General features: G+C 55.7%; 18 protein-coding genes. 8 read left to right on the forward strand and 10 right to left on the reverse strand.

Features of this window, described 5'->3' with window-relative positions:
- The 5 genes from P9L99_11305 to P9L99_11325 form a co-directional block, all read left to right on the forward strand.
- Window positions 1-333: DUF1566 domain-containing protein (locus P9L99_11305; GenBank protein MDP8223937.1), on the forward strand; the 333-nt coding region annotated here is incomplete at its 5' end.
- A 266-nt stretch (window positions 334-599) separates the two neighbouring features.
- On the forward strand, window positions 600-749 hold the full coding sequence (locus tag P9L99_11310) for a helix-turn-helix domain-containing protein (protein MDP8223938.1): 150 nt from the start codon (window positions 600-602) through the stop codon (window positions 747-749).
- Between the two features lie 583 nt (window positions 750-1,332).
- A complete protein-coding gene (locus P9L99_11315; protein MDP8223939.1) occupies window positions 1,333-1,773 on the forward strand; it encodes a hypothetical protein in 441 nt (146 codons plus the stop codon).
- A 290-nt stretch (window positions 1,774-2,063) separates the two neighbouring features.
- Entirely contained in the window at window positions 2,064-2,480 is a 417-nt protein-coding gene (locus P9L99_11320; GenBank protein MDP8223940.1) for a hypothetical protein, read from the forward strand.
- Window positions 2,468-3,658: a hypothetical protein gene (locus P9L99_11325; GenBank protein ID MDP8223941.1), complete on the forward strand. Its 1,191-nt coding sequence runs from the start codon at window positions 2,468-2,470 to the stop codon at window positions 3,656-3,658. The genes P9L99_11320 and P9L99_11325 overlap by 13 nt, the downstream gene beginning before the upstream one ends.
- Before the next feature lie 982 nt (window positions 3,659-4,640).
- On the opposite strand, the gene P9L99_11330 is transcribed toward P9L99_11325, so the two are convergent.
- Genes P9L99_11330 through P9L99_11360 form a run of 7 tightly spaced genes read right to left on the reverse strand, consistent with a single transcriptional unit; the run spans window position 4,641 to window position 13,241 of the window.
- Window positions 4,641-5,759 carry a hybrid sensor histidine kinase/response regulator gene (locus P9L99_11330; protein MDP8223942.1) on the reverse strand — a complete coding sequence of 373 codons (1,119 nt, stop codon included), beginning with the start codon at window positions 5,757-5,759 and terminating at the stop codon, window positions 4,641-4,643.
- Between the two features lie 32 nt (window positions 5,760-5,791).
- Window positions 5,792-6,805, reverse strand: coding sequence for a chemotaxis response regulator protein-glutamate methylesterase (locus P9L99_11335; protein MDP8223943.1), 1,014 nt, complete (start codon window positions 6,803-6,805; stop codon window positions 5,792-5,794).
- Between the two features lie 8 nt (window positions 6,806-6,813).
- On the reverse strand, window positions 6,814-9,069 hold the full coding sequence (locus P9L99_11340) for a hybrid sensor histidine kinase/response regulator (protein ID MDP8223944.1): 2,256 nt from the start codon (window positions 9,067-9,069) through the stop codon (window positions 6,814-6,816).
- The gene (locus P9L99_11345) at window positions 9,066-9,749 is read right to left on the reverse strand and encodes a chemotaxis protein CheW (protein MDP8223945.1); all 684 of its coding nucleotides are present in this window, start codon (window positions 9,747-9,749) and stop codon (window positions 9,066-9,068) included. Before P9L99_11345 ends, P9L99_11340 begins: the two co-directional genes overlap by 4 nt.
- Before the next feature lie 3 nt (window positions 9,750-9,752).
- Window positions 9,753-11,018: a CheR family methyltransferase gene (locus P9L99_11350; GenBank protein ID MDP8223946.1), complete on the reverse strand. Its 1,266-nt coding sequence runs from the start codon at window positions 11,016-11,018 to the stop codon at window positions 9,753-9,755.
- A complete protein-coding gene (locus P9L99_11355; protein ID MDP8223947.1) occupies window positions 11,015-11,470 on the reverse strand; it encodes a chemotaxis protein CheW in 456 nt (151 codons plus the stop codon). Before P9L99_11355 ends, P9L99_11350 begins: the two co-directional genes overlap by 4 nt.
- A 10-nt stretch (window positions 11,471-11,480) precedes the next feature.
- Window positions 11,481-13,241 (reverse strand): methyl-accepting chemotaxis protein, encoded by a 1,761-nt coding sequence (locus P9L99_11360; GenBank protein MDP8223948.1) that lies wholly within the window; start codon window positions 13,239-13,241, stop codon window positions 11,481-11,483.
- A 276-nt stretch (window positions 13,242-13,517) separates the two neighbouring features.
- Here P9L99_11360 and P9L99_11365 point away from each other — a divergent pair, with 276 nt between their 5' ends.
- The 3 genes from P9L99_11365 (at window position 13,518) to P9L99_11375 (ending at window position 15,812) form a co-directional block, all read left to right on the forward strand.
- Entirely contained in the window at window positions 13,518-13,817 is a 300-nt protein-coding gene (locus P9L99_11365) for a HEAT repeat domain-containing protein (GenBank protein ID MDP8223949.1), read from the forward strand.
- 30 nt (window positions 13,818-13,847) lie between these two features.
- A complete protein-coding gene (locus P9L99_11370; protein ID MDP8223950.1) occupies window positions 13,848-14,231 on the forward strand; it encodes a response regulator in 384 nt (127 codons plus the stop codon).
- Between the two features lie 315 nt (window positions 14,232-14,546).
- Entirely contained in the window at window positions 14,547-15,812 is a 1,266-nt protein-coding gene (locus tag P9L99_11375) for an L-rhamnose isomerase (protein MDP8223951.1), read from the forward strand.
- A 450-nt stretch (window positions 15,813-16,262) separates the two neighbouring features.
- On the opposite strand, the gene P9L99_11380 is transcribed toward P9L99_11375, so the two are convergent.
- From P9L99_11380 to P9L99_11390, 3 genes are all read right to left on the reverse strand, one after another.
- Complete coding sequence (locus P9L99_11380; protein ID MDP8223952.1) at window positions 16,263-16,439, reverse strand: hypothetical protein; 177 nt, start codon at window positions 16,437-16,439, stop codon at window positions 16,263-16,265.
- Between the two features lie 498 nt (window positions 16,440-16,937).
- Window positions 16,938-17,318: a hypothetical protein gene (locus P9L99_11385; GenBank protein MDP8223953.1), complete on the reverse strand. Its 381-nt coding sequence runs from the start codon at window positions 17,316-17,318 to the stop codon at window positions 16,938-16,940.
- A gap of 82 nt (window positions 17,319-17,400) precedes the next feature.
- On the reverse strand, window positions 17,401-19,063 hold a 1,663-nt coding region (locus P9L99_11390), incomplete at its 5' end, for a glycoside hydrolase family 2 TIM barrel-domain containing protein (protein MDP8223954.1).

Genomic DNA, 19,063 nt, shown 5'->3' on the forward strand with positions numbered 1-19,063 from the left:
CTTGAACTTGGCGGCTACTCGGACTGGCGTTTGCCTACGATCAGTGAACTGCGGTCTTTGATACGGGGTTGCCCCCAAAACCAGACGGGCGGAAGTTGCAGAGTGACAGATAGGTGTCTTTCATTTAAATTATGCCATGAGAGATGTGATGCCTGTGGTTACAAATATGGGAAATGCTATTGGCCGTCGGTGCTTAATGGTGACTGTACCTATTTTTGGTCGTCCTCGGCGGTCGCGGACGACGACGGCGGCGCGTGGCTCGTCGGTTTCGACAACGGCGGCGTCGGCGACGGCGGCGTCGACGGCGACGGCGTTGTGCGATGTGTCCGTTAGCCGACCGTGAAATTGGTCATTTGGTGATTTGGTCCTTTGGTTATTTCGGGGGTTTCCAAAGGGGGCTTGCCCCCTTTGGTGGGTCCAGGGCGAAGCCCTGGTCGAGGCGCTTTTTTTGAATGGCGAAATACGATCATCTGCCGATTTACAAGAAGGCGCTGGAACTGACGGTGTACGTGGAGGACGTGGCGAAGAACTTCAGCCGTTACCACAAGCCATGTTCAGCCTTCTTCGATTGAGAAGATAGGCGGTCGCGGGGGAGCGTCGTGCTTCGTCTTACCAGCCAGACGATCATCGGCATTGAGCAAGGTAAGTACGCTCCGTCATTGCCTTTGGCCTTTCAAATTTCCAGAGCTTTCGGCATGAGTATCGAAGAAATTTTCGAATATGCGGAATCCGGTGCGAAATCCCAATAGTCACAGTGACCAAATTTTGCGGCCATTTCTGCATTTTGGACCATTTTCGAGCAGGTCGATTTGAAAAATGGCGTTTTGTAATGGCTTGAAATCGTTGCAAGATGCCGGAATCACGGCAGTTATACTAAATGCGGTGTACAGATTCGATTCCCATCCACTTCCGCCATACTTCATTTTGGGTTACGGGTACTTACGAGCCGTTAGCCCCTTAATTTTGCCAACTGCAACCAGAAGTGCAACCACTTGGAACTAGTAGTAACCTCATTTCGGGTTTTCATTCTCTTCCTCAATGTCATCGAATTTCAATTCGTTGACCTGTGGCTCGCCAAAACTAGATCGTGGGTGATTTCAACCTCGGTTTCGCGTCTTCATCCTGACAGAATAGGGAGATTTCGGCGTGGCCACAACACGTTGATTTCATTAACGGACGAGTTTTGGCGAAGGACAGGTCTTTCGCAAACATGGCGGCGTTCTGCGGACCGGTCAGGCCCTGGACCAGGGTATCCATCCCCGCGATCTGTATGCGATGGTCGATGCGGGCCGGATCGAACGGATGAGTCGGGGAGTCTAACGTCTCGCCGACATGCCGCCACTAAGGAATCCCGATCTGGTCACCGTCTCGAAGCGGATACCAGAGGGTGTCATCTGTGCGATCTCGGCTCTTGCGTTCCACGGGATCACGACCCAAATACCGCACGAGATCCACGTTGCCGTTGACAGAAAAGCATGGTCGTCGCCAAGGATCGAGTTCCCTCCGATCCGTGTATACCGTTATACCGGCCCCGCCTTCACCGAGGGCGTCGAGGAGCATCGCATCGACGAGTTCAAGATCCGCATTTACGGTCTGGAGAAGACCATCGCCGACTGCTTCAAGTTCCGCAACAAGATCGGCCTCGATGTGGTACTGGAGGCCCTCAGCTTCGCCAAGGAATCCAAGAAGATCAAGGTGCCGAAGCTGCTGGAGTTCGCCCGCGTATGCCGCGTGGAGCGTGTCATGCGGCCATATCTGGATCCTCTATTTTGAGGGAGGTTCGATCATGCTGTCCACAAGCCGCTTTTCCTCGACGGCATCCTCATAGACTTTCTTCATTTTAGGTGCTCTTTTCTTCAGAGTGGTAAGATCGAGGCAAAAGTCAGCGCACAAATAGGCAAGGACGTCCTCGTAAGGCCATACCTCTCTCGGAAAGGAAGCTATGTCGGTTAGGCGCTGGTAGATAAATTTGTTTGACTTGACAACTTAGGCAAGATGTACTGAAATAAAACATGTAGATTCCGGTTTTCTATAGAAATTGGCTGGTAGGTCGAGAAATAAGTATGTCTGAAAGAAGTTTTACCGTGATCGCAGGGGTGATATATTCTGTGAATCCCGTGCATCGAAATTCGACGCGTGGAAAATCACAATGGACGATAGACGAGAACGCTGAGATCTCATGTTTCCAAGGCGTTCATAACAAAAATTGGATTGTTGGCAAAAAGGGCTGGGGGTTGCACCTTGTGAATGGCAAGGTCACCTATCTTGGTCTATGTAACAAACACGATAAAAAGGTTTTTGTTGCTAAATTTGTCATGAGTAATGCTGGGGTAATAGTTTGGCATGGTTACCCAGCAGATCACCGGAACAACGCACATGACATTCCTGATTTGCAGATTATAAACCAATGGATTTCGAGTCAACTTATTCCATTGCCGAAAATCAGGAAAATTATAAAAGGACAGCCATGCAGCCTCTAAAGCTGACGATTGGGGGAAACTATTGGGATTCTTATCTCTATCAGGGAAGGCTATTTCTTTTTCAAACAGATGGTAGCCTTAAAATAATTAACTGGGATAAATTCGTTGAAGGCTATTTAATTGATGAAAATCTGCGCCTTGCTTTTGAATGTGGTTTCCGCAGAAGTGATTATTTGTACGGTTCAAAATGGAAACTATTATTCAAAGATACAGAGATAAAAGACTGTTTAATAGGCAAGTTTAGAAAACTTTCTTTACTCGAACTTGAATTAGAAGAAAGGAAATTAGACGAATATTGTTTTACAAGGAAAGAAAATCCATTGCCTTTTCCTCATTCCGATGTAACTGTTTATCGAAAAACTCTTTATTCAACATCACGTGAGGGAATATTTAAGGGCTTAATTGACAAGAGAAGAAAATCGATTTTTACAGACCCACCAGTAAAAATGTGGGATTGCCCTTCACTAAGCGTCTCAGCGTCATATATGACTCTGGCCATTTCAGCAGGATCAGAGGGCCTTTACGAAACAAAACTTATTGGACAATGGGAGGAAGAGGAGGAGGGTGACACCAGTGAAGAACCCTCCGCGATATCCAATGAGCATTGCTCTTCTTGTGAATGGACATATCATAGTATATTTGGGTCGTCACATAAGAGTGGCGGATTTTTGGCAGACTTTTCAAAAGAAAAGGATGGAACAGACTGGCGAAAACATACAAGGAAATTTGAGGGCATATTTCCCTCCTCACAAATTTTCGGACAAAACAGCAGATACAGTTGGGGCAGTAATGACAAACTATGCCAAGCTCATGCAGGGGCCGTAAGTATAGTAAAGTATTCACCGTGGGATAATGAAGGGATTGCTCGTTTTCAGGATATGGGCACAATTACTCTTGCCCCTTGGAAAGGCGAAGTTGTATCAGGAGGTACTGCATTATTCGGTACAATTATTGAGTGCGATAATGCTTTAATAGTTGTACCTAGTCAAGGGGACCCGATAACAATTCCTGGTGAGCCAGTAAATTGGCGCGTTTTTCCTCGATCCAAACATTACGAGAACCACCTTCATATCATTTATGACGATCATATTGATATTTTATCATTTAATCAGGACTATTTTGTAGATCAAAAAGTAAAACGGTCGGGAACTCGGTATTATGAAAAGCATCAATTTTAAATTGGTTTATACGTTGCATTTTCAGCTAGTTACGATATCTCTTTATAAGGTCAAACCTTCGCCCTTTTTGGGGTAGCTCCCAACGCCGTACCAATAGGTGCTCGAATGCTTTGAACAAGACGGTGTAGAATGTCCCGGCTACCAAGTGAAATCAATGGGTTAGGTCTAGCCTTCCGATATTCATTAACAACTTGATCCGCAGCCTCCTGAGGCTCAGAAAAGACATTCTTTAGGACAAATCAAGCATCCTTTCCTTGGCTTTTGGAGAAATACCGCACCCCTTGCTCTTCCATGACCTCAAGCATCTCCTGCGCCCGTTGTAGGCGCTCTAAGCGCCTTGCTTCTAATGACCTTCCGGTTTTATCCTTGGCACGACGCCGATCAATCCGAAACGGAACTACAACAACGCATCTTGGTTCGTTTAGTGTCACGCCTGTGGAGTTAGATGGGACTTGAACACCTTCACAAAAACACCGCCCCAACAGATATCGTTCGGAGTCATGAGGGAAAGAGCATGGTCACAATGACCAATTTTTGCGACTGTTTTTGCATTTTGGAGCATTTTCGAGCAGGTCGATTTGAAAAATGGCGTTTTGTAATGGCTTGAAATCGTTGCAAGATGCCGGAAACACGGCAGTTATAATAAATGTGCTGTACAGATTCGATTCCCATCCACTTCCGCCAGATATCCTTTTTCTCTCATTTTCACGTCCATGGCCGTCACGCGGCCTCCCGGTAGTAGTATTTCAGCAGTCCGCCGAGGCGTTCACGGCATTGGATTTCGCCATTCGTTCGGGTTGGATCATGGTCGGTCGCTGGGAAAAGCAACAGGTGGTCCGCTCCCAGTTTTAGGTTCATTGTGCATGCGAGTTTTCCGGGGTTAATCGGCCTGTTTCCGGCCGCAGCCAGGCCGGATGAGGCGGTGCCCCGGAGCCCACGGCGAGCGGCCATAACGGCGTCGGGCGTTTCAGGCGCCTCGGAGTCAGGCCGGTTTGCAGCGCGGCAGGTGAATGGTGAACGTCGTGCCGACGCCGACCGTGGATTCAATCGTGATCTCGCCGCCGTGTTCGACGGCGATTTTCCGCGAAACGGCCAGGCCCAGTCCCGTGCCCTTAGCGCCTTTGCTGCTGTGAAAGGCTTGGAACAGCTTGGCGCAATCCTCCGGCGGGATGCCCACGCCGTTGTCCTGCACATCGAGGGCCAAAAGGTCGGGGCTTTCGTCGCTCCGCGCGCGGATGGTGACTTTTCCCGGTCGGTCGTCGGGCAGCGCATCCAGGGCGTTGCCGGCCAGATTCAAGACGCAACGGTGGATGCTCAGGCCTTCGGCTTCAATCGTCTCGGCGTCGGGGTGGACCTCCAGGCAGACCTCCACTTCGGCGTCTTGCGCCCGCAGGGCGATCAGATCGCGCACGTTGCCAAGGGTCTCGGCCAGGTTGACCGTCTCGTAGGCGGGCGTCCGGTCTTTGCTGAAATCGAGCATGTTGAACACGAGTTGGTTGATGCGGTCCTGGCTGACCTTCACCACATGCCAGCCGAGTTTCAGCATGGCCTGATCGCCACCCTCCAACGCCTGATCCATCATGTAGGTGCCGCCGCGAATGCCGGTGAGGATGTTCTTGATGTCGTGGGCCACGCCGGCGAGGGCCTGGTAGGCCTCGTTGCGTTGAATCAAGTTGATGAAGCCTTGCGAATGGTGGCGGATGCGGGCGATCAGCTCGATGCGGTCGGGCAGCTTCACCAGGTAATCGTTGGCGCCGATGGCGAAGGCTTCCGCTTTGGTGATCGGTTCTTCGCGCGAGGAGAGCATGATCATCGGAATGTCTTGCGTGGCCGGATTGGCGCGAAAGAATTTGATCAGCGTCATGCCGTCAATTTGGGGCATCACCAGGTCCTGCAAGATGACCGTCGGCGCCCACTCCTCGGCAACCCGAAGCGCTTGCGTCGGGTCGCTCAAGTAGCGGAACTCCAGATTCTGCTCGCCTTCCAGCATCCGGCGCACCGTCTCGCCGACGATCGGCTGGTCGTCAATCAGTAACACGCGTACGGCGTGCTGGCGCATGAATTGTTCGGATTCGGTCGGCAATTCGGGCTTCTGTTCCATGGCAATTCCTCCCCTGACCCGGAGACCCGCGGTCAGTCGCGGGCGAATAGGGTGGGGCCAATTTCCTCGAGCGGCAATATTTTTTCGGCCGCGTTAAGCTGGGCGGCCGCCTTGGGCATACCGTAAACCACGCAGGTCTTTTCATCCTGGGCGATGGTCCGCCATCCTTCGCGACGAAGCTGCAACAAGCCGCGCGAGCCGTCACGGCCCATGCCGGTCAGCAGCACCGCCGACCCCTTGCCGGGGCAATGTTGGGCCAGGCTCTCGAAAAGGGCGTCCACGGAAGGGCGGTATGAATACTCCGTGGGATGCGGGGTGTAACTCAAGGTACGATTGCGCGCGAGCACAAGATGATCGTTGGTGCCGGCGATCAGGATCTGTCCGGCCTTCGGCGTTTTCCCTTCGCGGGCTAGTTCGACCGATAGGGGCGTCTGCAGGGAGAGCCACTGCACCAGGCCCGGCGCGAAATCCAGATCGATGTGCTGGGCGACGATCACCGCCGCGTCGAGATCGGCGGGCGCGGCGGCCAGCAATTTCGCCAAGGCCTGCGGACCGCCGGTGGACGCGCCGATGGCGATCAAAGGCGGCAATTCGCCCGGCGTGTCGGCCTGGGTCGGCTCGGCGGGTGGCGGTGTCGGTTCCGGACTCGGGCGCGCGGGGCCCAGCAGGCGGGCGATGGTATCGATCTTCTTCAACAGCGTCCGCGCACCGTCCAATTCATCACCCAAGCCGACGGTCGGCGTGTTGACGGCGTCCAGGGCGCCATGCCCCATGGCCTCGTACACCATGGAGAGGTTACGGGCGGTTGACGTGGTGACCAGCAGAATCGCGCAGGGATGGCTTTGCATGATGCGGCGAGTCGCTTCCACGCCGTTCATCACGGGCATGACCAGGTCCATCAGGATCAAATCGGGGGTCTTGGCGGCGCATTTTTCCACCGCTTCGGCGCCGTCTTGTGCGAGCCAGATGACTTCGTGTTCCGAGGAATGCGTAATAAGGCGCCGCAGTACTTCCAGGATGATCAGCGTGTCGTCGACAATTGCAATACGAATGGTCAGGCCTCGCCAATCAAATCTACCACGGCGCTCAGGAACGTCTCGTCGTGGAAGCTGCTTTTGGTTAGGTAGTAATCGGCTCCCGCATCCAGACCGCGCCGACGATCCTCTTCGCGGTCCTTATAGGAAACAATCATTACCGGGATTTTGTTCAATTTTGAATTTTGCTTGATCTGGGTGACCAATTCAATGCCGTTCATGCGCGGCATGTCCACGTCCGAGATCACCAGGTCGAAATCCTCGGCCCGCACGGCGTTCCATCCGTCGACGCCGTCAACCGCGGTTCTTACTTCGTAGCCCTGGTTTTCCAGCAATTGACGCAGCATCTCGCGAACGGTGATCGAATCGTCCACCACGAGCAGTCGTTTGTGAAGTCGGGTCGCCTGCCCCACGGTGCGGACGATCTTTTTCAGCCCGCCGTCACTCAGGAGTTTGTCGACCGAGCGCACCAAGTCGTCGACATCGACGATCAGCGTCGGCGTGCCGTCTTCCAGCACGGCCGTGGCGCTGATGTCTTGCACTTTACCCAGGCGCGGGTCCAGGGGGCGCACCGCCAGGTCGCGTTCATCCAGCAGGCGATCGACAGCCAGACCGAACTGGGTGGACTGGTTGCTGATGACCACGACCGGAATCGCGCTTTTCGGGTCGCCGTTCTTGTCCAAACCGAGAAGCTGGGCCGCCGGCACCAGAGCGATGTTCTGCCCGTCGACATGGATGAACTGTCGATTCTCGAGGCTCTGAATCATGCTTGGCTGCGCCGACAAGATGCGGTCGACGCGGTGCAGCGGCAGGGCAAACGCCTCGCCGCCAACCTCGACCATCAGCACGTGCAACACCGATAGGCTCAGGGGCAATTTCAACCGAACGGTCGTGCCTTCCCCCGGCCGTGATTCCATGAAAATCTGCCCGCGCAGCTCCTGGATCATCGTGTGGACGACGTCCAGCCCCACGCCTCGGCCGGAAATTCGCGTGACCGCCACGGCGGTGGAAAAATCAGGCAGCAGAAGGAATTCCAGCAACTCCGCGTCGGTCAACAAGGCCGCCGTGTCGGCAGCGAGCAGGTTCCGGTCCACGATCTTCCGGCGCACGCGTTCCAGGTTGATCCCACGACCGTCGTCGGCCACGGTGACCACCAACATGCCGGCGTGATGGCTCGCCTCCAGGCGCAGGACGCCTTCAGGCGGCTTGTCCGCGTCGAAGCGTTCTTCCGGCGGCTCGATGCCGTGGTCAATGGCATTGCGCAGCAGATGGTTGAGCGGGGCTTCCAGCCGCGCCAGGATATCGCGATCCACCTCGGTATCTTTGCCGACGATTTTCAAGCGAACGTTTTTGCCCAGCTCGCGCGCCAAATCGCGCACCATCCGCGGAAACCCTTGCACGCCGACGGAAAAGGACAGCATGCGACTGGAGAGAGCCTGGCTGTAAAGCCGGTTGGAGGTTTCATCCAGACGCCGCGCCAGCATCTCAAAGTCGAGCAGGCTGGTCGTGATTCGGTCCTGTTCCGTCCGCGCATGGAGAATGGCTTCCTGGGCGAGCTGGTCGGCGTTTGGCCCGGCCTCCTTGCCTTCCACGGAGGCGCGCAGATCCTCCAGGATTTTGATGAGCCGGCCCTGCCGCTTATTGAACTGAAGCAACGCGTCGGCAAAGGGGGCTAGGCGCCGGGTTTCGACGAGAATTTCACTGGCGTAACCCAGGAGGCGGTCGAGGTTCTTGGCGGTGATGCGGATATCGCGTTTGGCCGTGGTGACTTCGTCGACGGCCTTTTTGGTGTCCGCGCTCTTGTCGGGGTCCGGAGTCGTCGGGGCCGGCGCGCGGGCGGGAGGCTGCGTCTTGGCGGCAGCGAGTTGAGCGGCCACCGCCGCTCTGATTTTCTGCGCCAGTTGTGCGAAAACCTGGGTTTGGGCGGTCAGGTGGTCGGTCGCTTCTTCTTCCGGGATGCGGGCCAGCGTTTGAAAGAGATCGACGGCTTTGAGAAAGATGTCGATCAGGCCGGGCTCGATTTGCACCTCGCGATTTTGCGCGGCCACGAAACCGTCCTCGACGGCGTGGGCGAGTTCCACTACCGAGCTGATGCCCACAATGCTTGCCGCGCCTTTGATGGAGTGCGCCGCCCGCATCAAGGATTCCATCATGTGCGGTGCGTCTGGATCTTGTTCCAGCGCCACAACGCCTTGGTTCAGGACTGCGGTGTGGGTTTCCAGTTCCTGCAGGAAGAGGGCCAGCAACGACATGCCGCTGAGGCCGTGCCCGGTCACAAGAGGCTCCTTTTCAAGGCCTCAATCAGTTTGTCTTCGTCGATCAGACCGATTTGCCCGGCCCGCCAGGGAACCGTGCCCATCGTGAGCGGTTCGGCGGTCCGAGAGGCGCTGACGGGCGAATTTTTCATTTCGTCGGGCTGGTAATGATAGAGCCCGTGTACCTCATCGACCGGAAAGACCCAGTTTTCGCCCTCTTTTTCGACCATAATCAGCCGCGATTTGTCCGCCACGTCACTTTCGCCGGAGGTTTCGTCCGCGACCGCCTCGAAAAGCGGATGGATGGAGGCACACAGGCGAATGATGCCCTCGATATTGACCAGACCGCGCAAAATCCGGCTGCTGCGATGGGGCAGACGGCGCACGGGCAGGGTCCGCGAGACCGACTGAATCAGATGTGTGGGCAGGGCCAGCCATTGTTCGCCGAGCCTGAAAACCAGTACGGACGCCATCGCTTGCGCCTTGGTTTGCTCAACCGCATCTTGCGCCAGCAATGTGGTCCATTGCTCGCGGTATTCGGGCGGGATCGGCCGATTGAACAGCTCTCGTCCGCTGGCGGCGTAAACCGGACAGTTACGGCAATGGACGTGTTCGGCCAGTTCCGGGCAGGTTCGTTGGCCGAAAACGCCGATCACGCGCCAGCAGCCGGGCTCGCGGTTGTGGGAGACTCCGTCAGTCATGGCTCAATGGGGCTCCTTCTGCGCTCGCCGCAAACGGCGACGCAGTTTATCGGCCGCCGCCTGCTCGCCGCGGTTCTCGAGGATGGACGTCAATTGAATCAGCGTTTCTTGATGATTGACATCCAGATAAAGCGCGCTGCGAAAATGCTTTTCCGCCCTCCCCAAATCTCTTTGGGCATGCGCAATGATTCCCAGCAGGAAAAAGGCTTTGGCGCGCAGGGGATCGGCCTGGAGGCATCGCCGACATAATTCCGACGCCTCGTCTAACCCGCCCTCATCAGCTTTTCGTTCCGCCTGGGATAACCAGAGTTCGATCATCGGCTCGCCCGTCGCCGGCGAGGCCGGAGGCGGCCAGGTCGGTTTTTTGAACTCGTCGTGTTCTTTCCCCGGTTTGGCTACGCGTGCGATCCGCGGACGCATGGCGTCGTGCGCGGTGGTGGTCAGCGATTGGATTCTTTGGTCCCGCGCCGGCGGTTGCTCGTTGCAGAAGACGAACGCGTGCGGCTTTCGCAGTGCCCGGAATTTTCGGGCGACCATTTGCAGGTTCTCGGCGGCGCCAAGAAAGAGCAGGCCGGATTCTTTCACCAATCTCTTCAACGTGTTGACCACCTGCTCCTGGGCGGCGGGCTCCAAGTAAATGAGCAGATTGCGACAAAACACCGCGTCAAACGGGGGGTGATCAAGAAAAAAATCCGTGGCCACTAAATTGCCGTACGCGAATTCCACCCGTTCCGCCACGTCCTTCCGCAAACGGTAGCGGTCGTTTTCGAGAGGTTCGAAATAGCGTGAGCGAAATCCTTTTTCTTTTTCCCGGAACGAATTGTAGCCGTAGACGGCCTCCCGGGCCTTGCTCAGGGTGCGGTGATTGATGTCGACAGCCTCCACGTGAAAGCGGTCAGCCGCCAGGCCGCAGTCCAGCAACGCCATGGCGACCGAATACGGCTCTTCACCGGTGGAGCAGGGCACACAGAGCACGCGCAGCGGCACCGAGGCGTGGGCCGGCTCCCAGGTATCGATGACCCATTGCTTCAGGAAATGGAATTGTTCGACGTTGCGGAAGAACCAGGTTTCCGGAACGGTCACCTCGTCGATCAACTCCAGCATTTCCTTTGGGGAGGCGATCAGCCGTTGCAGATATGCCGACTGGTCATTGAGATCGCACTCGGCCATGCGTCCCCGAATCGCCGCTTCGATGGTCGCCCGACAAATGGTGGTGATCTCCAAGCCGATTGTTTGCCGCAGCAAATCGCCGATCGCCGCCGTGTTCATGCGGGCTCCCGAAACAGCCGTGCCTTCAGATCGTCTGGCAGCAATTGCTCGATGCGCACCGTCTGCACGATGTTTTCCGCCTGGGGGTGTACGTCGCCGAGATAAGGTGCCTCATCAACCGCCACGCCGGACGACACGATTTCTTCCGGCGTCAGATGATCGGTGTCGGTGATCTCCTCGGCGAGCAGACCCAGCAAATGGCGTTTTTCGCCCTCCGCGGGATAATTCACCAAGAGCAGCCGCGCATCGAAGTTGAAGCCGCACGGGCGATCGCCCAGCAAGCGGCACAGGTCGATTACCGGTACCACCCGACCGTGGAAGTTGAAAACGCCCGCCACTTCCGGCGGGACGTGCGGCAGGGCCGTCAAATCGACGCGCGGCAGTACCGCGACCACCGTTCGACCGTCGACAGCAAAGCGCTGGACGCCCACCGAAAAATAGATCACGAACATCCGAACGTCCTCAATCGGCGACGTGGAAGCGGGATAGCTCTTCCCGTAATCCTTTGACCGCCTCGTGCATGTGTTCGGTGGACTTGTTGAAGTCTTTCTGCGAGGCGGCCGTCTGGCGCGCGCCCACGCTGAGTTGAATCATCGCCTGGCTGATCTGCTGGGCGCCCATCGACTGCGACCGCATGCCCTCGCTGACGGTTCGGAACTGTTCCAGTACGGCCTGCACGCTTTCGATGATTTGGGTGAACTGCGCGCTGATCGACCGCATCTCGCCCACGTCGCGTCGCACCTGCGCGCTGAACCTGTCCATTTCCATCACGCCCGACGTTACGGCCGACTGCATCTGCTGCACGGTCTGCTCGATATCGAGGGTGGCGACCGCGGTTTGGTCAGCCAGCCGCCGAATCTCGCGCGCCACTACCAGGAACCCGCCACCGTATTCACCGGCTTTCTCCGCCTCAATCGCCGCGTTTACCGAGAGGAGGTTAGTCTGGTCGGCCACCTTGGTGATGGTTGTCACCACCATGTTGATGTCGTGGGCCTTCTCGCTGATGGTGTAGAGCTTCGAGGAGATCGAGCCGGTCGCCTCCGCGAGTTGGCTCATCGTGCTTTCAAGAGTCGTCAGATTGGTGCGGCCCGAATCGGCCATCTCACCGGTGTGGCTGGCGACCTGTGCCAGGTCACTCATCGTTTTGGTCAATTCCGAGGCTGTCGCCGAGATTTCTTTGACCGCCGAGGCGATCTGGTTGGTGGAGGCGCCGAAGTCGACGACCGTCCCTTCCTGCTGTTTGGACGTGGCGGCGATTTCCGTGGCGGTGGACATGAGCTGAATGCTCGACTGTTTGATCTTGCCGATCAGCGAGCCCAGCGAGTGCGTCATCGACTTGAGCGATTTGCCTAGGATGTCGTCCTCGGAACGCGGCGCCACGGAGACCGTCAGGTCGCCGCGGCTGAGGGAATCGGACACGGCGGCTGCTTCCTGAATATAGGTGATCGTTCGACGGAAGGACTCGGCCAGGCTGCCGAATTCGTCGTCGGACTGGTGCACGATCCGGCAGTCCAAATCGCCGGTCGCGATTTTCTTTGCCGCCAGTTCGATTTCGGCCAGTGGTCGGGTGATGCCGCGGGCAACGGGAAAAGCCACGAAAAAGAGAGCAAACAGGAAGGATCCGACGCCCAGGGTGATCAGGATAATGCGCCGTTCGTCCACGATGAAACGGGCCTTCTGTTCCTTTTCCAGCGATTCTTTGTTGGCCAACTCCAACGCCTTTTCGATTTGCTGGGCGTGGCCTTTGAATTCAACGCTCAGGGATTCGCGCAACAGTGCCCGTGCCCCCGCGAGATCCGATTTCTGGATCGCCGGTACGACTTGGGTTTGTAGAACCTGGAAAAAATTCACCGCTTCGGCATTCACCGGGCCTTCGATGAGGCTGTGCAATTTGCTCGTTGGCGCTTGCTGGATCCGGTTTTGTAGACGCGTTTGGTAGCCGTCGGCAAGGGCGTTGATTTTGTCGATCAAGACTGCGATTTCAGCGGGATTTTTGCTTTCAATCAAGCGCTGGGCCAAGAAATAGGATTCGTCCATTTTCTCGGCAAGGGCGGAAAGGTCGGTGATCAGACCCTTGCTCTTGAGAATGTCTTGATAGATTTCGCCGTTGACCTTGACCAAGCCGATGGTATCGAACGTGTACCAACCGAAGATCAGGAAGACCACGGCGAAGAGTTCCACAAAGAGCATGAGCTTGAATTTGACCCGCAGATTCTTAAACACGATTATCCCCTTCTTCTACCGCGCTAGTTGGAAAGGCATGATGTAGATGAAGCGGTTGGCCGCTATTTATTAACTATACTCGCGAATCTCTAGCAAGAACGAAGTGCTGTCAACCGCTACCGCCGGCTGGTCTGGGCCAAGAGCGGTCGCCGGGGCAATCGTTTCAATGGGTTGAGCTGATCTCGGCGATCGCTGAAGGCCATTGCATCACCCCCTGTTCCCCGATACAATTATCTACACGAATAATTCACGCCTGATGTCGGCAAGGGGGGGGATATGGACCTGTTTGAGCCTACTCCGGGAAAGGTCAATGCGTGGGCTGCCAAAGGCAATGTGAAGAAATTGCTTGGCTCGCTCACATCGAGCGATGCGGTGATCCGGGAATTATCGGTAGAGGGCCTGGCATCGATCGGATCGCCGGAAGTGCTACAGTACTGCCGTGAAAACGCCGACAGCGCCGACGACATCGTCCGCTGGGACATCACCCGGATCCTCGGTCTGATCGGCACCGCCGAAGCGATCAAGATCCTAGAAACCGTCCGGGAAAAGAAGATCAATTACAAGCCACAAGGCTGACCAATCCCTAAATATGGGCAGGAGTTGCTGATGAGCCACTTGTTGTTTATCGACGACGATCCGATCATCCGTCAAATCTGTAAAGTCTACTTTTCCTCCAAAGGCTACACCGTCACCGTCGCCAAAGGCGGGATGGAAGGCCTGGCGAAGTTCAAGAACGGCGAGTATGACCTGATTGTCACCGACCTGATGATGCCCAATTGCCACGGCTTTGAGGTAATCGATCAGATCAAACAAATGCCGCGCGGGAATAACACGCCGATCATTCTGCTTTCCGCCGACATCAACGATCCGGACATGCAAGCCTACGAACGCCAGGCTTTTCAAGACGACACGTTGCGCAAGCCTTTTGACATGCCGGATCTGGAAAAGAAGATCGTCGACCTTTTGGACGAATTCGCCGCGCGATTTTAGTCGACCAAAAGGCCGGGCGGTTTTCTCCATGGTGATTGATCCTATCGCTGGTTCCCTCGCCCACCTCCGCGTCCACGAATTCTCTACCGGCGCCGGGCGCGCGAACGGGGCGGCGCTGCGTCCGTATCCGACCGAATCGATCGAACTGACGCACGTTCCGAATTCGAGCGAGGAGTCGGCAATCAGCCGCGCCAATCGCCGGCCGGGTTCTGTCGGCGCTCAATGGATTTCTCACTCGGCGAACTTCCGGCAGTCGGAATGTCGTTGTTTTTCCGGGCGCGGCGAGCAATCTCGCCAGAAAATGGAGAGTCGGTGATGTCGCATCCGATCGAAGACGCTTTTGCCGCCGCTTGCGAACGTTACGACATGTACGGCGTCGATGTAGAGGCTGCGCTGGAGGCCTTGGGGTGCGTTTCGTTATCTCTGCCTTGCTGGCAGGGCGATGACGGCGCCGGCTTCGAGACGCTGGATGACCCGTCGGCCCGCAGCGGGATCGCCGTGAGCCCCGCGTTTCCGGGCCGAGCGCGGACCATTGATGAACTGCGCGCCGATTTGCAGGCGGCCCTGGCGCTGATCCCCGGCCGCCATCGCCTCAACCTGCACGCCATTTATGGCGATTTCGGCGGCAAACCCGTCGCCCGCAATGAGATCCTGCCGGAGCATTATCAAAGCTGGGTGGATTGGGCTGCCGCCTCCCACCTGGGGCTCGACTTCAATAGCACCTGTTTTTCGCATCCGATGGCAGACTCGGGTTTCACGCTCAGCAGCCCGCAAGACCAGGTCCGCCGCTTCTGGATCGAGCATGTCCGCCGTTGCCGCGAAATCGGTGCTTGGATGGGCCGCGAACTGGGGACGCCGAGCCTGCACAATCTGTCGATTCCCGACGGCTCGAAGGAATCACCGGTCACCCGATTTCAACACCGCGCGACATTGCGCGACAGCCTCGACGAAATCTTCGCCACCGAGCATCCGGCGGAACACCTAAAAGACAGCATCGAGAGCAAACGATACGGACTGGGCAGCGAATCGTTTGTGGTCGGCTCGCACGAGTTTTACGTCAGCTGGGCCGCGGGCAAGCAGGTGATGCCGTGCCTGGACATGGGCCATATGCATCCCGCCGAATCGGTGGCGGACAGAATTTCGACCCTGCTGCAATTTCACGATCGACTGGCCCTCCATCTCAGCCGCGACGTTCATTGGAACAGCGATCACGTGGTCACTCAGAATGACGAACTGATCGACGCGATGCAGGAAATCGTCCGGGCCGGAGCGCTGGCGCGCATACATTTTGCCCTGGATTTTTTCGACAACACCATCAACCGCGTCGGGGCGTGGGTGATCGGCGCGCGAGCCACGCTCAAGGCGCTGCTGTTCGCGCTGCTCGAGCCGTTGGAGCTGTTGGGCGAGTTGGAAGAGGCGGGAGATTATTTCGCCAGGCTGGCCACCATCGAGGAAGTGAAATTGCTGCCGTTCGGCGCCGTGTGGGAATACTACTGCCATTCGTTGGACGTGCCCGACGGCTTCCAGTGGCTCACGACAATTCGCGCGTACGAAGACCGAGTCCTGCGCAAGCGCCGGTAACGGTTGGATTCGCGTGCGACTCACCCAATTACGATCAGGCCTGATCCAGACGATTGATCGGCGCGTCTCCTCCCGATTCCGTTCAAAAATGAAGCTGATGAAATACGTCACGTCGGACAACTCGATGACACCTTGGCCGAAACGCTCAAAGTGTTCGGTCATTGCCAGGTAACGCATCACTAAATGCCGCGTGAGACGTAATTCGATGTAACCAAGCGTATGTCGATTGCCGATCTACGTGCTCAAAAAGCGATGCAATTACGGTAAGGTGCCGGATTCACGGCGTTTTACGGCTTGTAAAACTGTCAGTTCGATTCCCATCCACTTCCGCCAGATTTCTCTAGGGGTTACGGGCGCTTGTCGTTGGCGGTGACCGCCAAACCCTTTTGCTTGAACATGAAGCCGACGACCGAGGAGCCAGAAAAGAGGTTGGCCACGGCGCGCGTGTCGTCAGGCGTGTTTTTCCAGATAGGCGATTAGCTTCTGCTTGGAGCCGATGAAATTGGTGACATAACGCCGCTGCTCCTCTGCAGCCTGAGCGGAAAGTTCCTCATCCCCGCAAAGCGAAAGCCCAGCTTCGGCCTCCAGCAGGAAGGAGAGTTTTTCCATGTCCGTTTGCAGCCCCACGCTCGCTCCACCCGTCGAGAGCCTCCGGGTCGGACGACAAAACAAAAGCCCCGGCGAAGCGGGCGTGTTTCATCCCAACTTCACCGGGGCTCGATGGTTTCGACGACCCCGAAGGTCTATGCGAATGTCACAGGTCTTCTGGTTTTAAGCTCCGTTCGACCCTGATGTTGCAGACCCGGCCATTCTGAAAACTCAGCGTTAGCGTCCCGAAGAACCCTTCCGCCACGAGCTTTTCAATGAATGCGAACAGCTTCTTCATAGAGGCAGAATATGGGACAGCGTCCTGCTTAACAAGATGGTGAGGTGTGCGAAAATATCGAAAAAAATTGCGACGAAAGGCACTAAAAAAGAATTTTTCTATTGTCCCAGTCTTGATTTAAGTCTGGCGATGAATTTATCGGCATACCGAGCAGACGCCGTCTTTTCAACTACCCCTTGCTACTATGAGGTCTGCTTGCTGTTCCTTGAAGATGTGCTCTTTGCGTCACCTAAACTACTTTAAGACTGTTCTGAAGCCACGGAATTGTAGTACTTCAAAATCGTCTGCTGGATTTCCGACGCAGGAACACCTGGGCGGCTGAGCACGAACTCCGCGGCCGGGGTGTGGTTCGCCGCCGCAATGTGCGCTACCGTCACCCCTTGAAGGACCATGAGTGAGTATGTCTTCTTGTTTTTTAAGGCCTTCAGGGCTGCGAGCTCATGTTGCTGTACAGCGATGTGGGCCACTGTTGCACCCGCGGGAAGCGCGAGCGAGTAAATTTCTGGCTTGTCCAAAGGCTGTAGCGCCGCCGACTCGAAACGTGCAACAGCTTCATGTGCTACCGTCCAGCCTGCTGTATCGGTGACGCTGTTGCGAGGGGTTGGGCGTATCTGTGACAACAGTTACTGATTCATTTTCTTCAGGCATCAGTTAACACCTTTTCAGTCCTCGAATCCCAGTAACGCTGCCTATTTGTCCGGTCTACTCACACGGCGTCGGGGTGGAATAGATTTCAGATAGAACTTCGTATTGTGGTTTGGGCGTTCGATTAACATCATCCTCGATCATGCCCCAGCCACAACAGGGAGCATCTGGATCCATTTTGTCGTACCAAGCAAACGCGCTTCCGCCCAACACGATCTCACACTGACCTGAAATGAAATTCTCATAGTGAATTCTTATATCCTCTGCCTGTTCCTCATCGCTGTAATCGTTGCACCAGTCGCCGGGGTATTCCCACCAACCCAACGGACCGAATTCAGTGAACAGGATTGGGCCATCCCAACCTGAAGCCGTCGCGTCGTTAACCACATTAGCAACACATTCGTAAGCGTTTGAACCCCAAAAGTCCAAGGATGGAGCATGGTCGACCACTAGGTCTATGTACTCGGCACAAACGCCGACGGTACTGACCGGATGGTTGGGATCGGCTCCGTGTACGTCCGCTGCGATTTCCTCAAGAAGCGTTGCGAATCCCTGACGATTCTGGTCGACATTGGCTTTTGCCGTGGGCTGCATGAAATGAAATGTCTCATTGCCGAATAGCCAGGCCAGGATTACGGGATGATCCTTGAAGCAATCGACGAAGTTCTGAGCAGTTCGCCTGACAGCCTGGCGGTAATTGGGGTCCGTATAATCCGGTATTTGCATATCCTCGGCTTCCTCTCCTCGAAGCATCCAAAGCATCGGGAGAAGATGAAGACCTTTATTATGCATCATATCGAGGATCTGAAAGGTCATGTTTGTCACCGACCAATTCCTCACTGTGTTACCTGACGCGGCCAGCATCAAATCGAAATCCGCATCCATGTGGGGATAAATTGGAAATATGCTATCCTGCCAATCCCACCAATTCTGGCCGAAGCCTTTAACGAAAAATGGAACGCCGTCAACCAATAAGCTGTATTCAGGACCGGGCGAGGATTGGATGGTCACAATAGACGGAGCTTGTACTGGACGCTGAAATGTAACGTAAATTTCATCGAAAAAGATTTCCTGCTCGCCTGTATTCGTTGCAAAGCCAAACACGTTCTGAATCGATTCCAAGCCGGGGCACCCATCCACCGGCTCACAGAATTCGTGCCACTGGCCATCGCCTATAATATAGCGCGAGTTGCAATCCAGTAACGTTTGATTGTCCTGCATCCAGACAATTTTAACCGTTTCGTTCAGTTCCGCCTTTACCGCATAACAAAGCTCTGAGGCTCCCCGCCAATCAGTGCCGGGACCATCCCACCAATCATGCACCCGTACCCAGATACCATCCCAGAGATTCGAGCCGTCAATGTATGCGCGAACTGCGTAAACGCCCTCATAAGCATTTAGGTTCATTATATCCAGTTGTTTCCCTCCACCTGGATCAGGTTCTCCCATCCAGCCACCCCAAGGGAACGGTGCCGTATCGTCGAAAATATACAATCTCTTTTCGACGACATCGTTATTGTCATCGTTATTGTCATCGTCGTTGTCATCGTCATCATCGTCGTTATTGTCATCGTCGTTGTCATCGTCATCATCGTCGTCATCGTCATCATCGTCGTCGTCGTCGTCATCGTCGTCGTCATCGTCGTCGTCGTCGTCATCATCGTCGTCATCGTCGTCATCGTCGTCGTCGTCATCATCGTCGTCGTCATCGTCGTCGTCC

This window comes from Candidatus Lernaella stagnicola (assembly GCA_030765525.1).
GTDB lineage: Bacteria > Lernaellota > Lernaellaia > Lernaellales > Lernaellaceae > Lernaella > Lernaella stagnicola.

Excerpts from the sequence above, each read along its gene's own strand:
- P9L99_11320 (MDP8223940.1), top strand. The coding sequence starts at position 2,064 with ATGTCTGAAAGAAGTTTTACCGTGATCGCAGGGGTGATATATTCTGTG.
- P9L99_11375 (MDP8223951.1), top strand. The coding sequence starts at position 14,547 with ATGTCGCATCCGATCGAAGACGCTTTTGCCGCCGCTTGCGAACGTTAC.
- P9L99_11345 (MDP8223945.1), bottom strand. The coding sequence starts at position 9,749 with ATGACTGACGGAGTCTCCCACAACCGCGAGCCCGGCTGCTGGCGCGTG.
- P9L99_11355 (MDP8223947.1), bottom strand. The coding sequence starts at position 11,470 with ATGTTCGTGATCTATTTTTCGGTGGGCGTCCAGCGCTTTGCTGTCGAC.
- P9L99_11365 (MDP8223949.1), top strand. The coding sequence starts at position 13,518 with ATGGACCTGTTTGAGCCTACTCCGGGAAAGGTCAATGCGTGGGCTGCC.
- P9L99_11330 (MDP8223942.1), bottom strand. The coding sequence starts at position 5,759 with ATGGAACAGAAGCCCGAATTGCCGACCGAATCCGAACAATTCATGCGC.
- P9L99_11315 (MDP8223939.1), top strand. The coding sequence starts at position 1,333 with ATGCCGCCACTAAGGAATCCCGATCTGGTCACCGTCTCGAAGCGGATA.
- P9L99_11325 (MDP8223941.1), top strand. The coding sequence starts at position 2,468 with ATGCAGCCTCTAAAGCTGACGATTGGGGGAAACTATTGGGATTCTTAT.
- P9L99_11350 (MDP8223946.1), bottom strand. The coding sequence starts at position 11,018 with ATGAACACGGCGGCGATCGGCGATTTGCTGCGGCAAACAATCGGCTTG.
- P9L99_11370 (MDP8223950.1), top strand. The coding sequence starts at position 13,848 with ATGAGCCACTTGTTGTTTATCGACGACGATCCGATCATCCGTCAAATC.